Source organism: uncultured Subdoligranulum sp., assembly GCF_937890665.1.
Map to the genome: position 1 here is coordinate 1 of NZ_CALADU010000107.1, position 18247 is coordinate 18247.

Sequence of the window (18247 nt, forward strand, 5' to 3'; positions counted from 1 at the left end):
AACACTGTACTGGTTGTACCCGCCATAGGGGATGTACTGCTGGGTGACGGTGTCCCACTCGTAGACTTCATAGAGCGCCTCCCCGGCAATTTGCTCGCCGGTCTCGCTGTCCACCTTTTTCAGGTTGACCTGCAGAGACCATTCATCGTTGCGCATTACATACTTGTTGGAACTGCCGGCGGGCACCGTGATGTCCTGGTGGCTGCCCAGTGCGCCGTCAAATTCCTCAAAACCATACGGCACATCAGTTTCATCGTAGCGATACTGGATGTTGTCAAAGTAGCTGTGTGCTGCAGCCAGGGCGGCATCAATGGCACTGTTCACCTCGGATTCGCACTGAGACTGGGCGGCAGCCTGCTGCTGCGCGGCCTGCTGTTGACCGTTGGTGTCGGCGTCCTGCTCGCTGCTTACCGTGACGGAACCACTCTTGGAAGAAGATTTGGTGACTTCATAATGGATGTTCCAGGTAACAGATCCGTCGCCGCCGTTGTTCTGGAAGTTGTCATCCTGGGTGTGGCCGCCGGTGGTGACCGTCTGTTTGCCAGCCGGTGAGATGGTCCAGCTGCCGCCCTCGATGTTGCCGGGGATGCCGTCCAAAACCGGCGCGATGTCGATGGTGGCCCCGTCCACCTTTTCTCCTGTTTCCAGCTGGATCTTGTCGGTGTTCACCGTATAGGAAAAATCCAGTGTCGCAGTACGCTCGTAGCTGGCTTCCCACGGGATTTCGATGGGTTCGCCCTCCGGCTCCAGGCCGGGTACATCAGGATTATCCCCAAGAGAAACCGGGGTATAAGTCAGAATGACAAAGCGCTGCCACGCCGGGTTGCTCGGTGTATATAGCGTACCGAGATAGACGGTACGGGAATCGTCGTTTGCATAGGTAGAGACTGCCGGGGTCATCTCCTGCAAGATCTCGGCGGCCAGGCTGTCCGGGTATTGCTCCGCCTGCCATGCCAGCCGGTCATAGTAGCTGGGGGCGGTCTCAGCTTCCAGCCCGTAGGTGCTGACGGCGGAAGCCGTGGGCACGCCGTTGTGGAAGCCGGACGCCCAGATGGTGGCCTGGTCGGCCAGCCAGCCTTTCCCGAAGGAGGCCGCATCCACCCACACCGAACCGGCCGCGCTGTAGGACGCCACCGGCGGGTACTTGTTCGCGTAGGTTGCACCAGGTCCCCAAGCCCACTTGCCGTGATCAGCGCAAAGGGCCGGTTGGCCGCCCAAGTAATTCATCCAGCCGACGGAGGTGTTCACGCACTGGGTGACTTGCAGGCCGGCGCGAACTTCCGGCAGCGCATAAGTGCTCACCGCGCTGGTCTGCTGGGAAAAGCGATCTTCCAGAATGCTGCTGGGCGGCGCGTCGTCGTCCAGCGTGACTGCGAGGGTCTTGGTCAGTGTCCGCTCCCCATCGGTGTAAGTCAGGCTGACCTCAAAATCCTCGCTGGCCTTGACGTAGATCCCGGCCACCGAGGCGGCCACTTCCTGAAAGGTATAGGACAGCATGGACTGCCGTTCTTCCCCGGTGGCTGGGGTCAGGTCGTCCCGGGTGAAGCCGTAGCTCAGCGGTTCTACACCGTCGGGGAGCTGGATCTCGGCATGACTGCCGTTGGCCGGGTAGAGGACCTGGATGCTGATGGGCACGATGGCATAGTCCGCCCCGTCCTCCCGGGGGAAGGCCGCGGTGGCGTTGGCTGCTTCCAGCAGGGCGGCGTCCAGGGCTACCTGGGTGTCGCTGTCCGCGTTGTAACCGCTGTAATCCTCGGTACCCCAGCCCTCGATGGAGATCTTCGTCTCGCCGGTCACCACCGGCAGCCCGTTGGAGTCGAGATAGTAGCCGGTGGGGGCAAAGGGCAGGCCGCTGTACATTTGCCGGGCGATCTCGTCCAGCAGCAGGTCTTCCCCGCCGTCCCCGGGGGTGGTGGCCTCCATAGTAGACTGGTCCGCCGCGTTAATGGTGTCAAGAGATGCCTGGGCTTCTTCATTCAAAGAAGGCGCTGTTTCTGGTGTTGCAGTTTCAATTTGCCCACGCTCCCCTGCCGCCGTTTCCGGGGTGGAACTGATTTCAGATTTGAGCAGGTCATCGTCTGCGAAGGCTGGCAGAGGCGGCAGCCAAGATAGGCTCATCAGCGCAGTCAGGCAGATTGCTGCCAGACGCTGCCTTGCCGTGTGTGTTTTCATAGTAGAACCTCCTACAATAAAGATGCTGTGAAAGGCACGGTGGTCAGCCGTGTCTTTTCCAGCTAATAAAAAAGCGCCTGCCATAGCAGACGCAAAAATATGAAGTGTGGGGGTAATGTAAAGCGAAACCGGCACCGAAGGCGGTGCCGGTTTTCATGAATATCTCAGCAGTAGTAGCGGATGCTTCCAAAAAAGTCTTGCCACTTTTGAATCACTTCTTCGCTGCGGGCCTCAATGACCGCCATGATGTTGCGAAGAACCTTTGGCGGCATTTGAGAGTTGTTGTTTGCCAGATAGCACCCGCCGGATTTTGTGATCCAGATTTTGGTCACGGCCTTTGAGGGAGTCCCCTGCTACACATGGACATGGATGGGTTCCAGAAGCTCATTCTCGTTGGTCAAGAAGTAGACCCAGTATGAACCGATCTTAAAAACCTGCGGCATTTTCAACGCCTCCGTCCTGCGCAAACTGCAAAATCAGGTGCGCAGTGCTTTCCAGAAACTTTTGATATTCCGCTACTTCCTTTTCTGTAAAACCGAAAACCTCCGTCCACTCATAACCGGGCAGATAGCAGGTCGCATGGTGGAAACAATCTTTGGTATCCGGCTTTTCGATGTAGACTTTCACTTTGCCGTCAGGCAGCATTTCGGAGTGGACGATCTCGGTGTTATCGGACAATGTCATGAACGGATACATCATGGTAATCCCTCCTGTTGCCGTCAAAAATTCTGTACTTATATTATACACGCATCGGGTGGCTTAGTAAAGAAAAATACGCCTGTCCCCTGGTTTTCGCAGGGCGGGGCGCGAATGGTATCGGGTTTTCTCAATACGAACTCACCTTTCAATAGAAACACACGGTCGGATACTGTGTGCGGGAATGGACTTTTCTTCATCTGGGACCGCATCTATGACTTTGTCCCGTTCGTTCATGTTCAGCAGCGCGTTCAGCTCTGCCAGACGTTTGCTCTTTTCAGCCAGTTCTTGTTCCTGTGGAAAGGGCTTCAGCAATTCTTCCTTGGCGTTTTGCAATTGCTTTTCCAGTTGCGCCAGATCGCTTTCCGCTGCTTCACGGCGCTTTACGATACCGGCTGCTGCGTTGGTGATACGGGTGATGTTGCCCTGGGTATCCGCCCCCAGCGGAACGTCGTACATACCAGCCCCCACCAGTTGCGCATGAAATTCCTGGGCAAGCGGCAGAAAAACGGCTTGGATTGTCAGCCCTTTATAGCTTCCGATGGGCACCGGCTTATCGCTGTCCATGGCGGCGCCGATCAGGCCGAGCAAAGCCCGCCCGGCATCCTCCCGCTTGTCATAGGTGGTGTCCATCAGGCAAATCTGAAAATCTTCTTTGCCTTCGCTGTCCCGGCGGGTATTTGCCTGGACGGTCTGCGCGTCAGTAGTGCAATTTGCAATCACACCTTTTGCCTTCTGGATTTCAGCCGGGAACACAATTGTCGCGGCGTCCTCAAGATGGTAGTGCTGGCTGGTGTACTGTGCCTTCAGTGTGCGCAGCCGGGTCACCTGGATGTCCAGGTCCATCTTTTCCTTGATGGCGGGGTTCCCTGCTGCCAGGGCCTTGACCTCCGCATAGGACAGCGCAGCTTCATCCATATCGTCGCAGGCACGGGCGGGGCTTTTGCTGGTCATAACTTGGCTGATAAAACGCTGCTTATTTTCGATCAGCTGCCAGGAGTAGGCATCAAACGTGCCCTCTGTAACATGGCGGTAGATCGACACTTTTTGGTTTTCGTTGCCCTGGCGGACCATGCGCCCTTCCCGCTGTTCAATATCAGAGGGACGCCAGGGAACATCCAGGTGATGCAGGGCGATGAGTTTCTGCTGCACATTGGTGCCGGCCCCCAGCTTGGCGGTGCTGCCCAGGAGGACCCGTACCGTGCCGCTGCGCACCTTGGCGAAAAGATCCGCTTTGCGGGCTTCGGTGTTGGCGTTGTGGATAAACTGGATCTCCTCCTTGGGGATGCCTTTTGCCATCAACTTTCCACGAATATCGTCGTAGATGTTGAAAGTGTCCGCCCTGGGCGTGGAAAGATCGCAGAAAATCAGTTGGGTGGACCGATTGGGCCTGGTCCGTTCCCAGATCTCAAAGACCCGTTCCACGCAGGCGTTTACCTTGCTGTTGGGATCATCGGGCAGGTTCGGGTCGATCAGGCGCTGGTCCAAGGCCAACTTCCGGCCATCATTGGTGTCGGGTAGGATACCGGCGAGGTAGCTATGCTCCTTTTCCGTTATCCCCCCACGGAACCGGACTTGATACTTTCGCATCATCCGGCTCCCCAGTAATTTAATTTCAAGAAAGTGGTTTGTTTATTGTTCCATTGTGGATTGCTACATGGCATTCCCGACATACCACAAGCGTTTTTCTGTTTCTTGCTGCCATAACTTGCGCCCATGTGGGAGCGTTAAGCAGCCCCTTGTTCTTCACATCAGCAAGTTTGCGAATGTGGTGTACTTCAATATTTTCTTTGCTTCCACACAATTCACAGGTATCTGCCAGCAGTCTTTTTACAAGCTCCGTTCGTCCGCCATACACTTTATAAGGCTTGTCCTCAATAATGGCTTTGCGCTTGTGGACAAGGGAGATACCACCCCAAGTTGCAACAAGAGGCTTCTTACCGGGCCGTGGCACGACCACTTGTAAGCAGGGGACTTCTTTTCCACTTGTGCTTGTAGTTGTGGTTCTGTACTTTTTCTTTTGCTTCTTCATAGAAGATCTGTGTTTACAGGCTAATGTTTTCAGTAAAGAAGTTTCCATTACCCAATACAGCGTAGAAAACCACGACAGATTTTGTGCCAGGATATAATACTGAACCAACCCACGGTACTCCGCTTGAAACTGTTGCACGATAGAAAAATCATCATCTTGGAGCAACGCATTTCTATGAGTAACCTTTCCATTTCGCTTGAAGGATTGACACTTGCTCTCAATAACCTTTGCAGGGACAAGTAGTGCGATGGCACCGTTTGCACCTCTGCGCCCTTTGGGGTCGATGTAGTCATTAGCCCTTTGTGCCTTAATTTCGTAACCCAGGAACTTAGCCGCCTGACTACTTGCATTGGTAATTAAGGTCTTTTCCTGCGATAATTCCAGATGAAGCTCATTTTCAAGGAAATTGTGCATTGCCGCCTTAATTTCCTCGGCATCAGCTTTGGAGCCTGTAAAACCGATGAGAAAATCATCAGCATAGCGAACATATCTGCATCTGCGATAGTTTTCATCATACGGGTCAACTGACGGAATATTTCGCCGTTCTACCTCAAGTTTGTGGGCAGTCTGTATATCTCTATTCTTTCTGGCTTTGCTGATTTCAGCGTTCATCCTGTTGTATGCAGGGTTAGATTTCTGCCGCTTACCCTTTGTATATTGGGGAATTAGCGTATTCTCTAACCACTGGTCAAATTCATTCAAGTAGATGTTTGCCAGTAGAGGGCTGATAACCCCTCCCTGTGGAGTTCCGCTGATTGTTTGATTGAACTTCCAATCATCCAAATAGCCAGCTTTCAGCATATTGGAGATAAGGCGAAGAAACCTTCCGTCATGGATATTCTTCTCAAGAATTTTCAAGAGAACATCGTGGTCAATCGTATCGAAGTATTTGGATATGTCTCCCTCGATGAACCAACGGGTTCCTTTCCAAATCTGAATTTCCTGCAACGCTGTGTGACATCCTCTATTGGGTCTGAATCCATGGGAATGATTGCTGAATTGCGGTTCGTAATACGCTTCTAATATTTCTCGCATTACCTCCTGCAATAGCTTGTCTCCCCATGCAGGAATACCAAGAGGACGTTTCTTTCCGTTTTTCTTTGGAATATATTCACGTCTTGCAGGCTTCCATTGGTATTTTTCTTCTCGTAGAAGTTCAATCATTCTGTCGATTTTCTGGATCGACATACCATCAACCGTTTCATCTGTAACACCCTTGGTCATTGCGCCGTTATTCGGGTATAACTTCGCATAGGCATTGAGATAGAAGTCCCGGTTGAACAAGAGTTTGTAAACTCTTTCAATGGGTTTGTGCTGTTTTCCACGTTCTTGAATGACCGTTAAAACAGTTTGGGCTGTACGCATCTCACGCACCTACTCCTTTCTAACTAAGTCTAAATTACCTGTCACCCTTCGCCGTGTACAAGGCTTTCCCTTGCTCTGACTACTATGGTGACTCCGTTGCCATGGGGGTCGCCCCCTTTAGGCAATCCTGCCATTCGTCAAAAGTGTACGTATCGAGCATCCCTTAGGTTCCTTTTTCGTTCCTTTATTCACACTCATTGTGCGCTCTTTCATTGCAAAAAGTTACTCGCCCAAAATCAACAACAGCGAGCATACAATGACACCGGTATCAATCGCTTTCCGGTGGGCGATGCTGTGCACCAAGTCGGAACTAAGGTTCAGGCAGTATAGCTTTAACCATAGGACACGGAACTTGCGGAGCGTCGAAGTCTTTCGATTAACTCCTTATCCGCTTTACCAACATGCGATTGTCCCCTTTGAGTTTCCTCGCTAGGTAGGTTGGTTGTTCCCATTATTCACTTTTAATAATGTCCCCCTGCGGGGGAGATACACTTTTGCGCTTAGCAGCGCACGATTTTCAACATGTTATCTTTTGCCGGGTCAACCGAACCGCTGCGCACAAGGTCAGCCCGTTTGCCTAGGTCGGCTACCATCACTTTCTGGATGCTGCTGGGCGGCAGCTGCACGTTGATGGGCTTACCGCCCTCCAGCTCCGGCACCGGCAGTTTGAGCATATCCGCCGTCTGAATGTCGGCGCACTCTTTAAACATGGACATCAGTTCCGGCAGATTATAAAACTTGGCAAAGCGGGTCTTGGTGCGGTACCCGGTGCCTTCGGGCGCCAGCTCAATGGCGGTCACCGTTTCCCCAAAGGTGGAAGCCCAGGCATCAAAGTTTGCCAGGCCGTTGACCTCCAGCGTATGCCGTTGCAGGTACCGCTGCATGGTGTACAGTTCTGTCATACTGTTGGAGAGCGGTGTGCCGGTGGCAAATACCACACCCCGCCCGCCGGTGATCTCGTCCAGATACATGGTTTTCATCAAAAGGTCGCTGGCGCGCTGGCTTTCGGTCTGGCTGATGCCCGCCACATTCCGCATCTTGGAAACGCACACGAGGTTTTTGAAAATGTGGGCTTCATCCACCATGAGAGAATCCACACCCGCCTCCTCGAAAGTGACTATATCATCTTTTCGCTCGGCTTTGACGAGATTGTTTAACTTCTTTTGCAATTGTTTGCGGGCCAGTTCCATCTGCTTGACGGTAAAGTTCTCGGCGCGTTCCTTTTTTAGGGCGGCGGTCTGCTGGATTACTTCTTCAATCTGACTTTGGAGGTAATGGGCTTGGCGTTGGGCAGACAGGGGGATTTTCTCGAACTGGCTGTGACCGATTATAATGATGTCATAGTTACCTGTTGCGATACGCGCGCAAAATCGCCTGCGGTTTGCCTTCTCAAAGTCGGTGCGCCTGGCAACCAGGATGTTGGCGTTGGGGTAGAGCTGCAACGCCTCCCCTGCCACTTGCTCGGTCAGATGGTTGGGCACACAGATCAGCGTTTTGCTGCACAGGCCCAGCCTTTTCTTTTCCATAGCTGCCGCCACCATTTCATAGGTCTTGCCAGCGCCGACCACATGGCCCAACAGGGTGTTATGGCCATACAGGATGTGGGCGATGGCGTTGCGTTGGTGGGGCCGCAGGGTGATTGCGGGATTCATGCCATGAAACTGGATGTGGCTGCCATCGTATTCGCGGGGGCGGATGCTGTTGAATTTTTCATTGTAGAGCTTGACCAAAGCCTGCCTTCGGGTTTGGTCTTTCCAGATCCACTCTTTGAAAGCGTCCTCGATCTGCTGCTGTTTGCCCTGGGCTGCCTGTGTTTCCTGCGGGTTTAACACGCGGAGTTCCGAACCATCAGCCTCCCGAACTGTATCAAAGATACGGATGGCGCGAAGATTCAGCGATTCTTCCAGGATGTGGTAGAAGTTGGCCCGGTTTGTGCCGTAGGTAACGCTGGCCTTGATATTCCCGCCTGTTATGCTTTTGCCGGATATGTTCCAAAGCTCTGTGTAGGGGGCGTAATGCACATCCACCATACAGCGGGAAACCATCGGCGCGTCCACCAACTCGTCGGCAAACTGTTTGATGATGGCAGGCTCGATCCAGGTGGCGCCCAGGCGCACCGCGATCTCACTGGCGTCCAGATCTTTGGGCTGTACCTGCTCCAACGCCTCCACATGAACATGGAAGCTGGGATCCTGGGCCGCGGCAAGGCGGGCGATCTCCAGCTTTTTCCTCACATTGCCGGAAAGGTATTCGTCTGCCGTGCGGTAGACAGGTCTGCCATCAACGCTTTTCTCCAGCGGGTCCGCAAAGATCACGCCGGTCAGCTCCGTCACGATCTCCTCCTCGGTCTTGCCGGTCAGTTCCATCATGTAGGGCATGTCCACACAGGCTTTTTCACCGATGGATAAGGCCAGGGCGTCACTGGCGGTGTCGGCGTGGTCGGCGGCTTTTGCGCTGCGGATCGTTCGCTTGGTGAACATGTCCGATAAGCCTTTCAGTTTTCCGTTTTCGTCCACATCTTCCAGGGAACACAGCAGATAGTAGCTGCTATCGTCCTGAAAAGCCAGTGCCGAACCGCGGCTGCTGATCAGACCGTGGGCGTGGGTGTAGGTGTCATATCGCTTTTTCAGCTGGGTCTGCAGGCGATGGATCTCTGCGTCGGGTTGATCGTCCAGCTGGGCCTGCAACAGTTCATGCACCTTGTCCCGCAGGGCGATCAGCTGGCGTACCCGGTGGGCGGCGGTTACACCCAACCGCATTTCCTTCATGACAGAATTGGTACGGAAGTAGATTTTTCCGTCTTTCAGTGTGTAGCTGAAATTTCGCACGGATGGGTCCGCTTCGATCACCGCCATGTCAGGTTCTTCTTCCACGACGGCAAGGTCGGGTTTGGTCAGGGTGGCGGAAAGATGAGAAAGTGCCCGATCCAGTTGTTCTTCAAGAGGCGATTCTGTGATAGGGGCGCAAGTAGGAATCGGGCCGTGCGGGCCACTTTTCATCTGGATGGTGCCGCAGACCATTTCGGGGTGCTCGGCAAAATACTGGTTGATGGGGATCCCATCGGCTGTCTGCCCGATGTGCAGCCAGGATTCGTCCCGCTCCGTCAGACGGTCCCGCTTTTGCAGAAAGAGTATATCCGCCACGGCTTCGGTCCCCGCATTCTGTTTGAACGCAGTGTTGGGCAACCTTACCGCCCCAATCAGATCGCAGCGGGCAGCGATATACTTCCGAACGGTATCGCTTTTCTTGTCGAGGGTGCCGCTGGTGGTGATCATGGCGATGATGCCGCCGGTGCGCACCTTGTCGATGGTTTTGGCCAGGAAGTAGTCATGGATGCGGAAGTGCAGCTTGTCGTAAGCCCGGTCGCTCACCGAGAAATCGCCAAAGGGAACATTGCCTACGGCGCAGTCAAAAAAGCTGTCCGGGAGGTCGGCTTTTTCAAAGCCGGTGATCTGGATGTGGGCCTTCTGGTACAGCTGCCGGGCAATCCGCCCGGTTAGTGCATCCAGTTCAACGCCGTACAGCTTGGCGCTGTTCAGGTCAAAGCTGTTAGGTTTATGGGCAAAAAAAGCGCCGGTGCCCATGCTGGGTTCCAAAATATTGCCGCCCTGTACCCCCATGCGCCCCAAGGCTCGGTAGATGGGATGGATGATTTCCGGCGAAGTGAAGTAGGCGGTCAGAGTGCTGCTTCGCGCCGCCTGATACTCGCTTTCGGTGAGAAGGGCTTTCAATTCCCCATATTCCCGGGACCAGTTGGGTTTGCCAGGGTCAAAGGCGTCCGCCAACCCGCCCCAGCCTATGTACCGTACCAGGATCTGCTGTTCTTCTGCGCTGGCGGGCAGGCCGCCCTGGGCTACCCGCTGTTCGATGGATTTCAGGGTGCGGATCGCTTCCAGGTTGGCGGCGAACTTTTCTTTTGCAGTTGCGGGGACGGGCGGCCGGTAGGGAGCGGTGTAGTTGATTGGCTCATATGCGGCAGGCTCGGACAGATTTTGCGTTTCCTCCAAGACCTGCTCCACAAAAGGCGTTTCAAGTTCCTTCTCTGGCGCTTCCGCTTTTTCTGGGCTCGCCCCATCGAGATTCTCGGATGGTGCCTGTTTCATGACTATATCAGGCGGCGCCTGCAGATGGGCGTTGCGCCCATTTCCCCTGATCAGCCGTGAGAATTCCTCCCGGTCGATGCTTCGGCTGAACAGCGGAAAGTCCTGATCTTGCACCAGGATCTCTGTTTCGCCAATGTCCTGCACCACATAGGGTTTGCCCTGTTCCAGAAACACCACGTCGCCAGGGACGCAGGGCCGTTTACTGGGGGCGGTGCGGGCTGCAAGTTCGCTCTGCTGTTCCCGGCAGGCTTCCTCTGCATCTGCGATCAGCCCGTCAAAGGTCATCTCGCGCAGTTCATGGGCGATGAGCTCCGCTGTGCTGCGGTATTGTGAGGAAAGCAACGGTGCCCCGTCCACTTCATACACCAGCTTGTGATGCGCAAGGTCAGCGTAGACTGCAATTTCATGTTCCCCTTCGCCGTCCGTGGAATAGGCCAGTTCAATGTGGGAAAGATCCTCAAAGTTCGGGGCATCGAAGTCGTTTTCATCCCAATATTCCTGGATGATCTCTTTGGCCTGTTCTAAATCGGCGGCGTTTTGAGCCTGTTCCGCCCGGCGGGCGGAAAGCCATTCTTCATATCGGGGACGCTCTGCGTCGGTAAGATAGCGGTTACCTTGTACCAGTACTTGCAGGCGGCTGGAAACCTCCCGCCATGTCAGTGGGCGGGTTATGCGCCCGTCCCCTGTGCTGCGCTGGATTTCAAAGCCTTTGCTGTCGTAATGCAGCCAACCTTGGGAACCATCACCAAATTCCCATGACCGGCCGCCGGTGCCATATTCCTTTTTCAGCCAGTGGACCGTTTCGTCCTTTGCAGGCAACACGGGTTGGGAGAAATAGGATTGTATCCGCAGTTTTCCGTTTTCAAATCCACTTCCATCACAAAGTGCGCGGGAAACTTCCTCCTCGGTGATCCTTTCGCCGGTTCGGTCGATCACCGGCGGGGCCAAGGACAGCGCGATCTTATTGGCTGCCTGTTCGACTTGCCGGGTCTGGCGTTCCTCGTCGGGAAGCTCCATCTGCTCGGCTTGCTGTTCGGGCACAAAAAGAGCGGGGCGTGTTTCATCACGCTCCGCTTGTTGGGATTCCCGGGTTACAGGGCGTACAGCACCGGCATTGCCAGTTCCTCGGCCTGCGCTTTCAACTGGTTCATCTGCTGCGCCCAGGCTAACGGCTCGGTTTTCCTGTCGGGCAGTGCTGTCCGGCGGATCAGTTCGTCCATGGTCTGGCTGACCTGCGTCCGCACGGTATTGTCTACCTCCGTCAGGTGGGGATACAGAGTTCCCAGCATCAGCATCAGGTCGAAAAGTGCCGGCGCGTTCGCCCGCAGAAATTCCCGGCGGATCTCGCCGTACTTGCCAAACGTCTGTGTCGGTTGTTCGTCCAATGTCAGATTCGGGATCAGATACCCGTTCACCTGGGTGTATTCCATCATGAGGGACCTCCTTTTGAATTAGTTTTTCTTTGGTTTGATTATGCGCTTTTGTTGTTTCCCGTGCAACACTGTCGATCTGGCGGACGAGGCTGCCGAGGTTTTGCAGCATCGGGCGGCTGACTTGGGTAGTCAAAGACCCCAGGATGACGGCGGTGGCAATCGTATCAAACTCACGAATGGCAGCGAAGGCATCGGTTTCCAGCAGGGCGGTGTCTATGCCGCAACGCTTTGCCACCATATAGGCGGCGCTCTGTGCAATAAGCCGTTCCAGTATTTGTTGCTGGTCCTCCCGATGCCGCCATTCCAGCGTACTGCCGGGCACGGCAGTTTCCAGGGACTGTGCCATTTGAGGGCGCAGCCCGGCGGCCAGTGTGGCGGCCTGCAGGGCCAGGGCATTTTGCACGGTATCGGCGGCGAAAGCTTGCCGGAGTGCGTCCCACACGGCCTGCCGGTTGGTGTCGTCGATGATCCACGGCAATGCCTGTGGTACATAGCCGCATTCATAGGTGTCGGAAATATCAAACACATAGCGAAGTTTACCCCGGCGGGCGCGGCTGTCCAGCAGGGCGATCCCATGGCTGCCCCGGTTGACCCAACGCAGGGCCTGATTGTTCCAGTAGTCGATACTGGCCACGGCGGTGGCGTCGGGACGTTGGCCGTAGATCAGCAGCTGGTTGGGGAAGGCATAGTTGTAGGCGTAGGCGGCAGACCCCAGGAAGTCTTTCCAGGTATCGCCGCTCTGGGTTACTTGCCTGACCAAAGAATGGGCAAGCGTGCGTATATCTTGATAGTTCGGCATAGCATAACCTCGGGTTTGGGCTTGAAACGGAAAAGCTGCCGGCAGAGATACACTCAGCGGCAGCTTAAAAACGACTGTTTTGATTTAGGGCGGTATGCGGGTGCAGGAAGCGTGGTTGTCAGGTGGCTTTAGTGGCTGCGATATGAAAGACGCGGGGCGATTTCAAAAGGACGCTTCAGCAAGTCTCGCAGTTTAATACTCAGAACTAAGCAGAAAGTCCGCCAGATGGACGATTTTTACACCGTTGATATTTCCAGCAGCCCACTCGTCCAGCGTGACCACATATTTCGGGTAATGGTCTTTGATTTCAAGAAGGTTGGCAATCTCCCGGTCCGATCCTTCCGGCAGCCTGCGGCATACCTGGACGTAAATGCGCTCATCGCGCCGCACGGCCACAAAATCGATCTCTTTCGTTTCGTTTTTCCCGATATAGACCGCATAGCCCCGGCGCAGCAGCTCAAAATACACGATGTTCTCCAGCATGGCGGCAATCGACTTGGGGTCGAAACCCAGGATGCAATATTTTAAGGAGGTATCTGCCAGATAGAACTTTTCCTGCGTTTTCAGTACGGATTTGCCCTGCAGGTCATACCGTTGGCAGCGATAGACAACAAAGGCTTTTTCCAGCCAAGCCAGGTAATTGTAAACTGCTTCGACCGACAGAGAGCGCCCTTCGCTTTTCAAGAACTTCGCAATGGCGTTGGCGGAAAAGGTTTTCCCTACATTTTCTACGATATATTTGACAACGCGGTTGAACAAATCGAAGTTCGTGATCGCATGCCGTCTTGTAATATCGTTGGTAATGACCGAGTTGTAGATCCCTTCCACGATCTGATAAGCGGAACGCTCATCAAAATTGTTGAGGGCCACGATGGGGAACCCGCCGAACCGCAGATACTCGTTTAACAACTCCTTTGTGGAACGGGGATCGGATTTTTTAAACTCCAGATATTCCGAAAAGGACAAGGTGTACACGGGGATGGAAATATAACGCCCTGTCAGATAGGTGGAGATCTCGCTGGACATCAGCTTGGAGTTGGAGCCGGTCACATAAATATCCGTGTTGGCGTTTTCCAGCAGACTGTTGACAGCCTTTTCCCACCCGTCGATCTCCTGTACTTCATCCAACAAAAGATAATAGCGCCCATCATCGGTCATCTGATCTTTGATGCCGCGGTACATCTCCTTGTCAGTCATTCCATCGTCAAAATCTTCGGAGGTATAGCGCATACTGATAATGTGATCTGCGGCGATTCCGCTTTGCAGTAAGTCCTCCTGCAGCATAGCCAGGATCGTTGATTTTCCGCATCGCCGGATGCCCGCCAGGATCTTGACAAGGGGGACATCCCGATAGTTTCTTAGCGTATTTAGATAATGCGATCGAATGATCATAGCGTTCGCCTCCCTTTCTCTATAAAAGTATAGCGAAAAACTTCTGATTATTCAATAGTTTTTACTGGATAACCGTAAAAACTTATTGGCTTTTGAGATTTTTGTGGGGGAGGCAAGAAAAAATATCCTGCACTGCTTGGTTATCCCGCCCGTAAGGCATCAGCGGATCTCCTGCCACACAGCTTCTTTTCGGTGGAGTGGAGAGCCCTGTGCATCATAGTGACGCGGGTCGGCGGCGGGACAGTGCCAGCCGAACAGTGCCCCGGCCTTCATGGCGGCCGCCTGTGCCTTGGTAATCTGTGCTGTTCCATTGAGTTGGTCTACGATCTGACCGGGCGTCATGGCGATGTAGCCGCTGGTATCCCAATGGCGGTAGCCGGTTTCCCCATAGCGCACGGCGACGACTTCGTGGGAAGAATCCAGTTCGGCCCAGGCAATGCGCGGCAATCCCTTTTGCTGACGCAGGATCTCCAGAAAGCGGGCTTTGTGATAGCCATAGAGAAAAAAGTTGCGTTCCCCTTTGTCGGGGGTACAGCGCAGGAAGAAAGTGTGCGCGGGCGTTTCGATGCGGAATGCCAGCACGGTTCCCGGCATAGAGGAGATCTGAGCCGTGCGGAAGCGAAGAACACGCGCGGCCATTGTGGGCCGGTCTTGCAAGAGTCCGTTCTGCCGCAGCCCTTTGACAACGGCAGCGATTTCCTCCCGGAAAGAATCGGTCACCAGTGCCGGAGTCTGGGGATGCCAGATATGGTAAAATTCTGTTCCTGTGCTGCCGAAGTCCCCGCACAGATACCCGACGCAGGCGTCTGCCGCAGGGGGCTGATTTTGGGTAAAGCAAAAGCCCTGCTCCTCAATAGGCGCAGGGCACAGGGTAAAATGGATGTTGCCGATGGTGTATTGCTGTTGTTCAGGCATTTGATATGACTCCTTTTCGGTTTGTATATAGAAACTTTGGAATGAGGGATTTGTCGCAAAAGACGTAAATACAAAAAGTGTTTTGCACAAGAAAAAAGACATAACAAACCGGCCCTCAAAAGAAGCTACAGTATCACACGCGTGTAAGTTTGTCAATAACCATTCGCACGCGTGTAAGTTTGTGTAACAAATCGTGCAAGTTGTGATGAAAAAACACTATCGCTCCCAAATGGCAGGCCGGTGTCCAAAGCGTTCGTCCTTGGGCTTTACCTTTGGCTGTTGGGGGATCATCCGCAGCCCGGTATCTTCATCTACCAGCTTTTCCGGGTACAGGTAACGCCGGTAATAACGGTCAGCCTGTTTGCGGGAAAGTTCACACAGGCGCTCCCCGTCCCAGCCGAAGATCAGAGCGCGGCCATTGACAAAGCTGGTCTCGTCGATGGTGCGGTTGAAGGACAGGCCGTCCTGCTGCTCGCTGCTGACCAGGGCAATGACTTCATTGCCAAAGGGACGGCTGACCCGGGCGGGCCCCGGGACCACCATGCGCACCGCCTCCTCCGCGCTGCGGAAAAATGCCACATACGGGCAGTAGCCCGGTTCCAGTACAAGTACGCGCATAGGCTCACCGTTCCATGCCGCGCTGTTTGGTACGATATTGCGCTTCCAACAGGCGCAGGATCTGATTGACGATCTGCTCCGAGGAGAACCCTTTGGGGAAATACTTGCGGACCCGATCCAGCGAGATAGTGATTTGTGGTTCGCGCGGTTTTACGCTGGGGGGCTGCGCGGTCATGATGCTTTCCAGCCTGTCCGGTGTAAGAGAACCTTCCCGGCTGGCTGCTTTGAGCTTCTGCGCCTGGGACAGGGAGGGCGAACAAACCTGGCCATCAATATATTGGTAGAAGGTCTCCTGTTCTTCGGGGTTCAGGTAGCTGATCTCCACCGCGGGATTGAATTTGAGCTTATTTTCATCCACCATCTCCATCAGTTCAGGGATGAGGTGGTTCAGGCGGATGTAGCGCTGGACCTGCTTGACGCTCTCGTTGGAATCCTCGGCAACTTTCTCTACTGAGTAAGGCTCATGAAAATTCTGGCCAACTTGGCCAGAATTTTCTTTTGCGGGACGTCCAGCCTTTCGTTTGATCGCCTCCAGCTTCATCTTGTAGGCTTTGGCCTTCTCGGAAGGCAGCACATGTTCCCGCTGGACATTGGAATCCACCATCAGGATGGTGGCGGTGTCATCATCCAGGTCCCGCACCAGCACGGGCATCTCCCGCAGGCCAGCCAGTTCGCAGGCTCGTTTGCGGCGGTGGCCGGCTACCAGTTCGTAACTGCCGTCCGATTTTTCCCGGGCAATGGCGGGCACCAGCACCCCGTGGACCCGGATGCTGTCCACCAGCTTTTCCATTTCCTCGTCATCGCGCACCGCAAAGGGGTGGTTGGGAAACGGCTGCAGGTCTTCCAATGGGAGGATCCGTACTTTTTCCAGTTTGGCATCGTCCCGGTCCTCCTGTGTAGTGAACAGGTCAGCGAATGCGGGGCTGATCTCGTACCTGCGGCGTTCGCTCATGGTCCGTCACCTCCTTTGCCAGCGCCAGATAAGCCTGGGTCGCTTTGCCGCCGGGATCGTATTGCAGGACGCTGTGGCCGCTGGCGGTGCTTTCGGCTGCGCGGGTGCAGATGGGGATCTCGCTTTTGTAGATGTGCAGCTTCTGGCCATAGGTGCGGCGCAGTGCCGCACAGACATCTTTGGAAAGGTTGGTGCGGTAGTCCACCATAGTCATGACAATGCCGTCAATGGACAGTTTCGGATTGATCCGGCGGCGCACCATCTGGATGTTCTTGACCAGGGCGATCAGCCCTTTAAGGGGAAAGTGCTGGGCCTGTACCGGGATGAGCACACGATCCGAGGCAGCCAGCGCACCGATGGTCAGCATTCCCAGGCTGGGCATACAGTCGATCAGGCAGTAGTCGTATTTGTTTTGCAGCGGTTCCAGCACGTTGCGCAGGACCGCTTCCCGGCCTACCACGTTCGTAAGGCGAACATCCATTCCGGCCAGTTCGATGTCGGAGGGAATGTAATCCACCTCTTCCTCCTGGTGGTGCAGCGCAGATGCGTAGGAGACGGGCTGGTCGGCGATGGCCTCCTCCATCAGAGTGCCAAGGGTGGTTTCCAGCCGGTCGGCGTTCTCGCAGCCGAGATACGCGGTCAGGTCCCCCTGCGGGTCGGCATCCACCAGCAGGACGCGGTTCCCCTGCCGGGCCAGAGCGACGCCCAGGTTGACGGCGGTGGTGGTTTTGCCAACACCGCCTTTTTGGTTGGCAATAGCGATCGTTTTCATGGTATCCTCCTATCATTTATCGGGTTTGGCGGGGCGCTTTTGCGCGGGAGAGAACAGCGGTCAGGTACTCATTGTAGTCCTTCCCTACCCGTGGCGGATCATTTTGCAGCCGGTACCCTTGCGCAGCGTAGCGTTCCAGCAACCTTTCGGAAAATTCCCTGCCGCGCTCATCGCTGTCCAGACGCAGCCTTAAATTTCTGATTTCAGGATGCTGTTCCAGATAATGGTCCAGGCCCAGATAGTTCAGGCCGCCCAGGGCCAGATAGTGGACACGGCGCCAGTCGTTTCCGCCGAGCAGACGCAGCGTAGCACCTGAGAGGGCGTCGATGGGGGCTTCGTACACTTCCAGTGTTGCGGCGTCCTGGCTGGCGGCGGGAATCGAGAAGGAATAGCGTTTGTCGCTGCCGCGGCATTCGCCGCGAAAGCTCCCCTGGCAGCCTCTTATGCAGGCCGAGCGGGGGTTCCCGTGTCTGTCCCTGCCGACGAACACACAGTTTTTGAAGCCACCCCGTGTGGTCTGGTACAAAAGTCCCTGTGCGATACAGTGTTTCAAGATGCCCTTGTCGATCCCTCTGCGCGACAGGTATTGCAGGGAGGTTTCGGCACTTTTGTCCGGGACCGGCAGGGCCAGGGCATCGCGTGCCCGTTCCGGTGCTTTGACTGGCTGAAAAGGAACAGGGCCGAGGGGGTCCAGCTCGCACAGGTGCCGCACAGCACTGACGAAATCCATCCCCTTCACTTGAATGAGATAGTTCAGCGCCCCGCGGCCGCCGATCCCCCGGGAAAACCAGTGCCACAGGCCATTGTCGCTGATGCACAGGCTGCTGTGGGTGGCGGTTTTGTAGTCATGCGGATCGGTTCGGATCAACTCCCGGGGTTCGTACTGCCGCATGTAGGAAAGCAGATCCACGCTTTTTGCCTGCCGGATCTGTTCTTCGGTCACTTTTTGGCGCATAAGGGTTCCTCCTTTTCAGTCAGTCATATTTCAGTCAGTGGGG

At 54.8% G+C, this 18247-nt stretch carries 13 protein-coding genes; all 13 read right to left on the bottom strand.

All coding sequences use genetic code 11. The features are described from left to right. Positions 1 to 2172 (bottom strand): hypothetical protein (locus tag Q0526_RS06490; RefSeq protein ID WP_298731766.1); only part of this gene is annotated, 2172 nt, incomplete at its 3' end. Between the two features lie 164 nt (positions 2173 to 2336). After that, positions 2337 to 2504, bottom strand: a complete 168-nt coding sequence (locus tag Q0526_RS06495) for a DUF4160 domain-containing protein (RefSeq protein WP_298731768.1) — start codon at positions 2502 to 2504, stop codon at positions 2337 to 2339. Positions 2505 to 2598: 94 nt separating this feature from the next. Then, positions 2599 to 2871: a hypothetical protein gene (locus tag Q0526_RS06500; RefSeq protein WP_298731770.1), complete on the bottom strand. Its 273-nt coding sequence runs from the start codon at positions 2869 to 2871 to the stop codon at positions 2599 to 2601. 138 nt (positions 2872 to 3009) lie between these two features. Continuing rightward, a complete protein-coding gene (locus Q0526_RS06505) occupies positions 3010 to 4458 on the bottom strand; it encodes a helicase-related protein (RefSeq protein WP_298731772.1) in 1449 nt (482 codons plus the stop codon). A 25-nt stretch (positions 4459 to 4483) separates the two neighbouring features. Next, positions 4484 to 6265, bottom strand: a complete 1782-nt coding sequence (locus tag Q0526_RS06510) for a reverse transcriptase/maturase family protein (protein WP_062807345.1) — start codon at positions 6263 to 6265, stop codon at positions 4484 to 4486. A gap of 500 nt (positions 6266 to 6765) precedes the next feature. Beyond that, the gene (locus tag Q0526_RS06515; RefSeq protein WP_298731777.1) at positions 6766 to 11385 is read right to left on the bottom strand and encodes a helicase; all 4620 of its coding nucleotides are present in this window, start codon (positions 11383 to 11385) and stop codon (positions 6766 to 6768) included. A 74-nt stretch (positions 11386 to 11459) separates the two neighbouring features. After that, positions 11460 to 11801, bottom strand: coding sequence for a TnpV protein (locus Q0526_RS06520; protein ID WP_366522039.1), 342 nt, complete (start codon positions 11799 to 11801; stop codon positions 11460 to 11462). Positions 11802 to 12792: 991 nt separating this feature from the next. Beyond that, on the bottom strand, positions 12793 to 13992 hold the full coding sequence (locus Q0526_RS06525) for an ATP-binding protein (protein WP_298731779.1): 1200 nt from the start codon (positions 13990 to 13992) through the stop codon (positions 12793 to 12795). A 159-nt stretch (positions 13993 to 14151) separates the two neighbouring features. After that, positions 14152 to 14907 (bottom strand): hypothetical protein, encoded by a 756-nt coding sequence (locus Q0526_RS06530; protein ID WP_298731781.1) that lies wholly within the window; start codon positions 14905 to 14907, stop codon positions 14152 to 14154. A 216-nt stretch (positions 14908 to 15123) separates the two neighbouring features. Next, complete coding sequence (locus Q0526_RS06535) at positions 15124 to 15525, bottom strand: hypothetical protein (protein ID WP_298731783.1); 402 nt, start codon at positions 15523 to 15525, stop codon at positions 15124 to 15126. Between the two features lie 4 nt (positions 15526 to 15529). Then, entirely contained in the window at positions 15530 to 16477 is a 948-nt protein-coding gene (locus tag Q0526_RS06540; protein ID WP_298731785.1) for a ParB/RepB/Spo0J family partition protein, read from the bottom strand. Next, on the bottom strand, positions 16434 to 17249 hold the full coding sequence (locus Q0526_RS06545; protein ID WP_298731787.1) for an AAA family ATPase: 816 nt from the start codon (positions 17247 to 17249) through the stop codon (positions 16434 to 16436). The genes Q0526_RS06540 and Q0526_RS06545 overlap by 44 nt, the downstream gene beginning before the upstream one ends. A gap of 16 nt (positions 17250 to 17265) precedes the next feature. Beyond that, positions 17266 to 18204, bottom strand: a complete 939-nt coding sequence (locus tag Q0526_RS06550) for a DUF3991 and TOPRIM domain-containing protein (protein ID WP_298731790.1) — start codon at positions 18202 to 18204, stop codon at positions 17266 to 17268. Between the last annotated feature and the right edge of the window lie 43 nt (positions 18205 to 18247).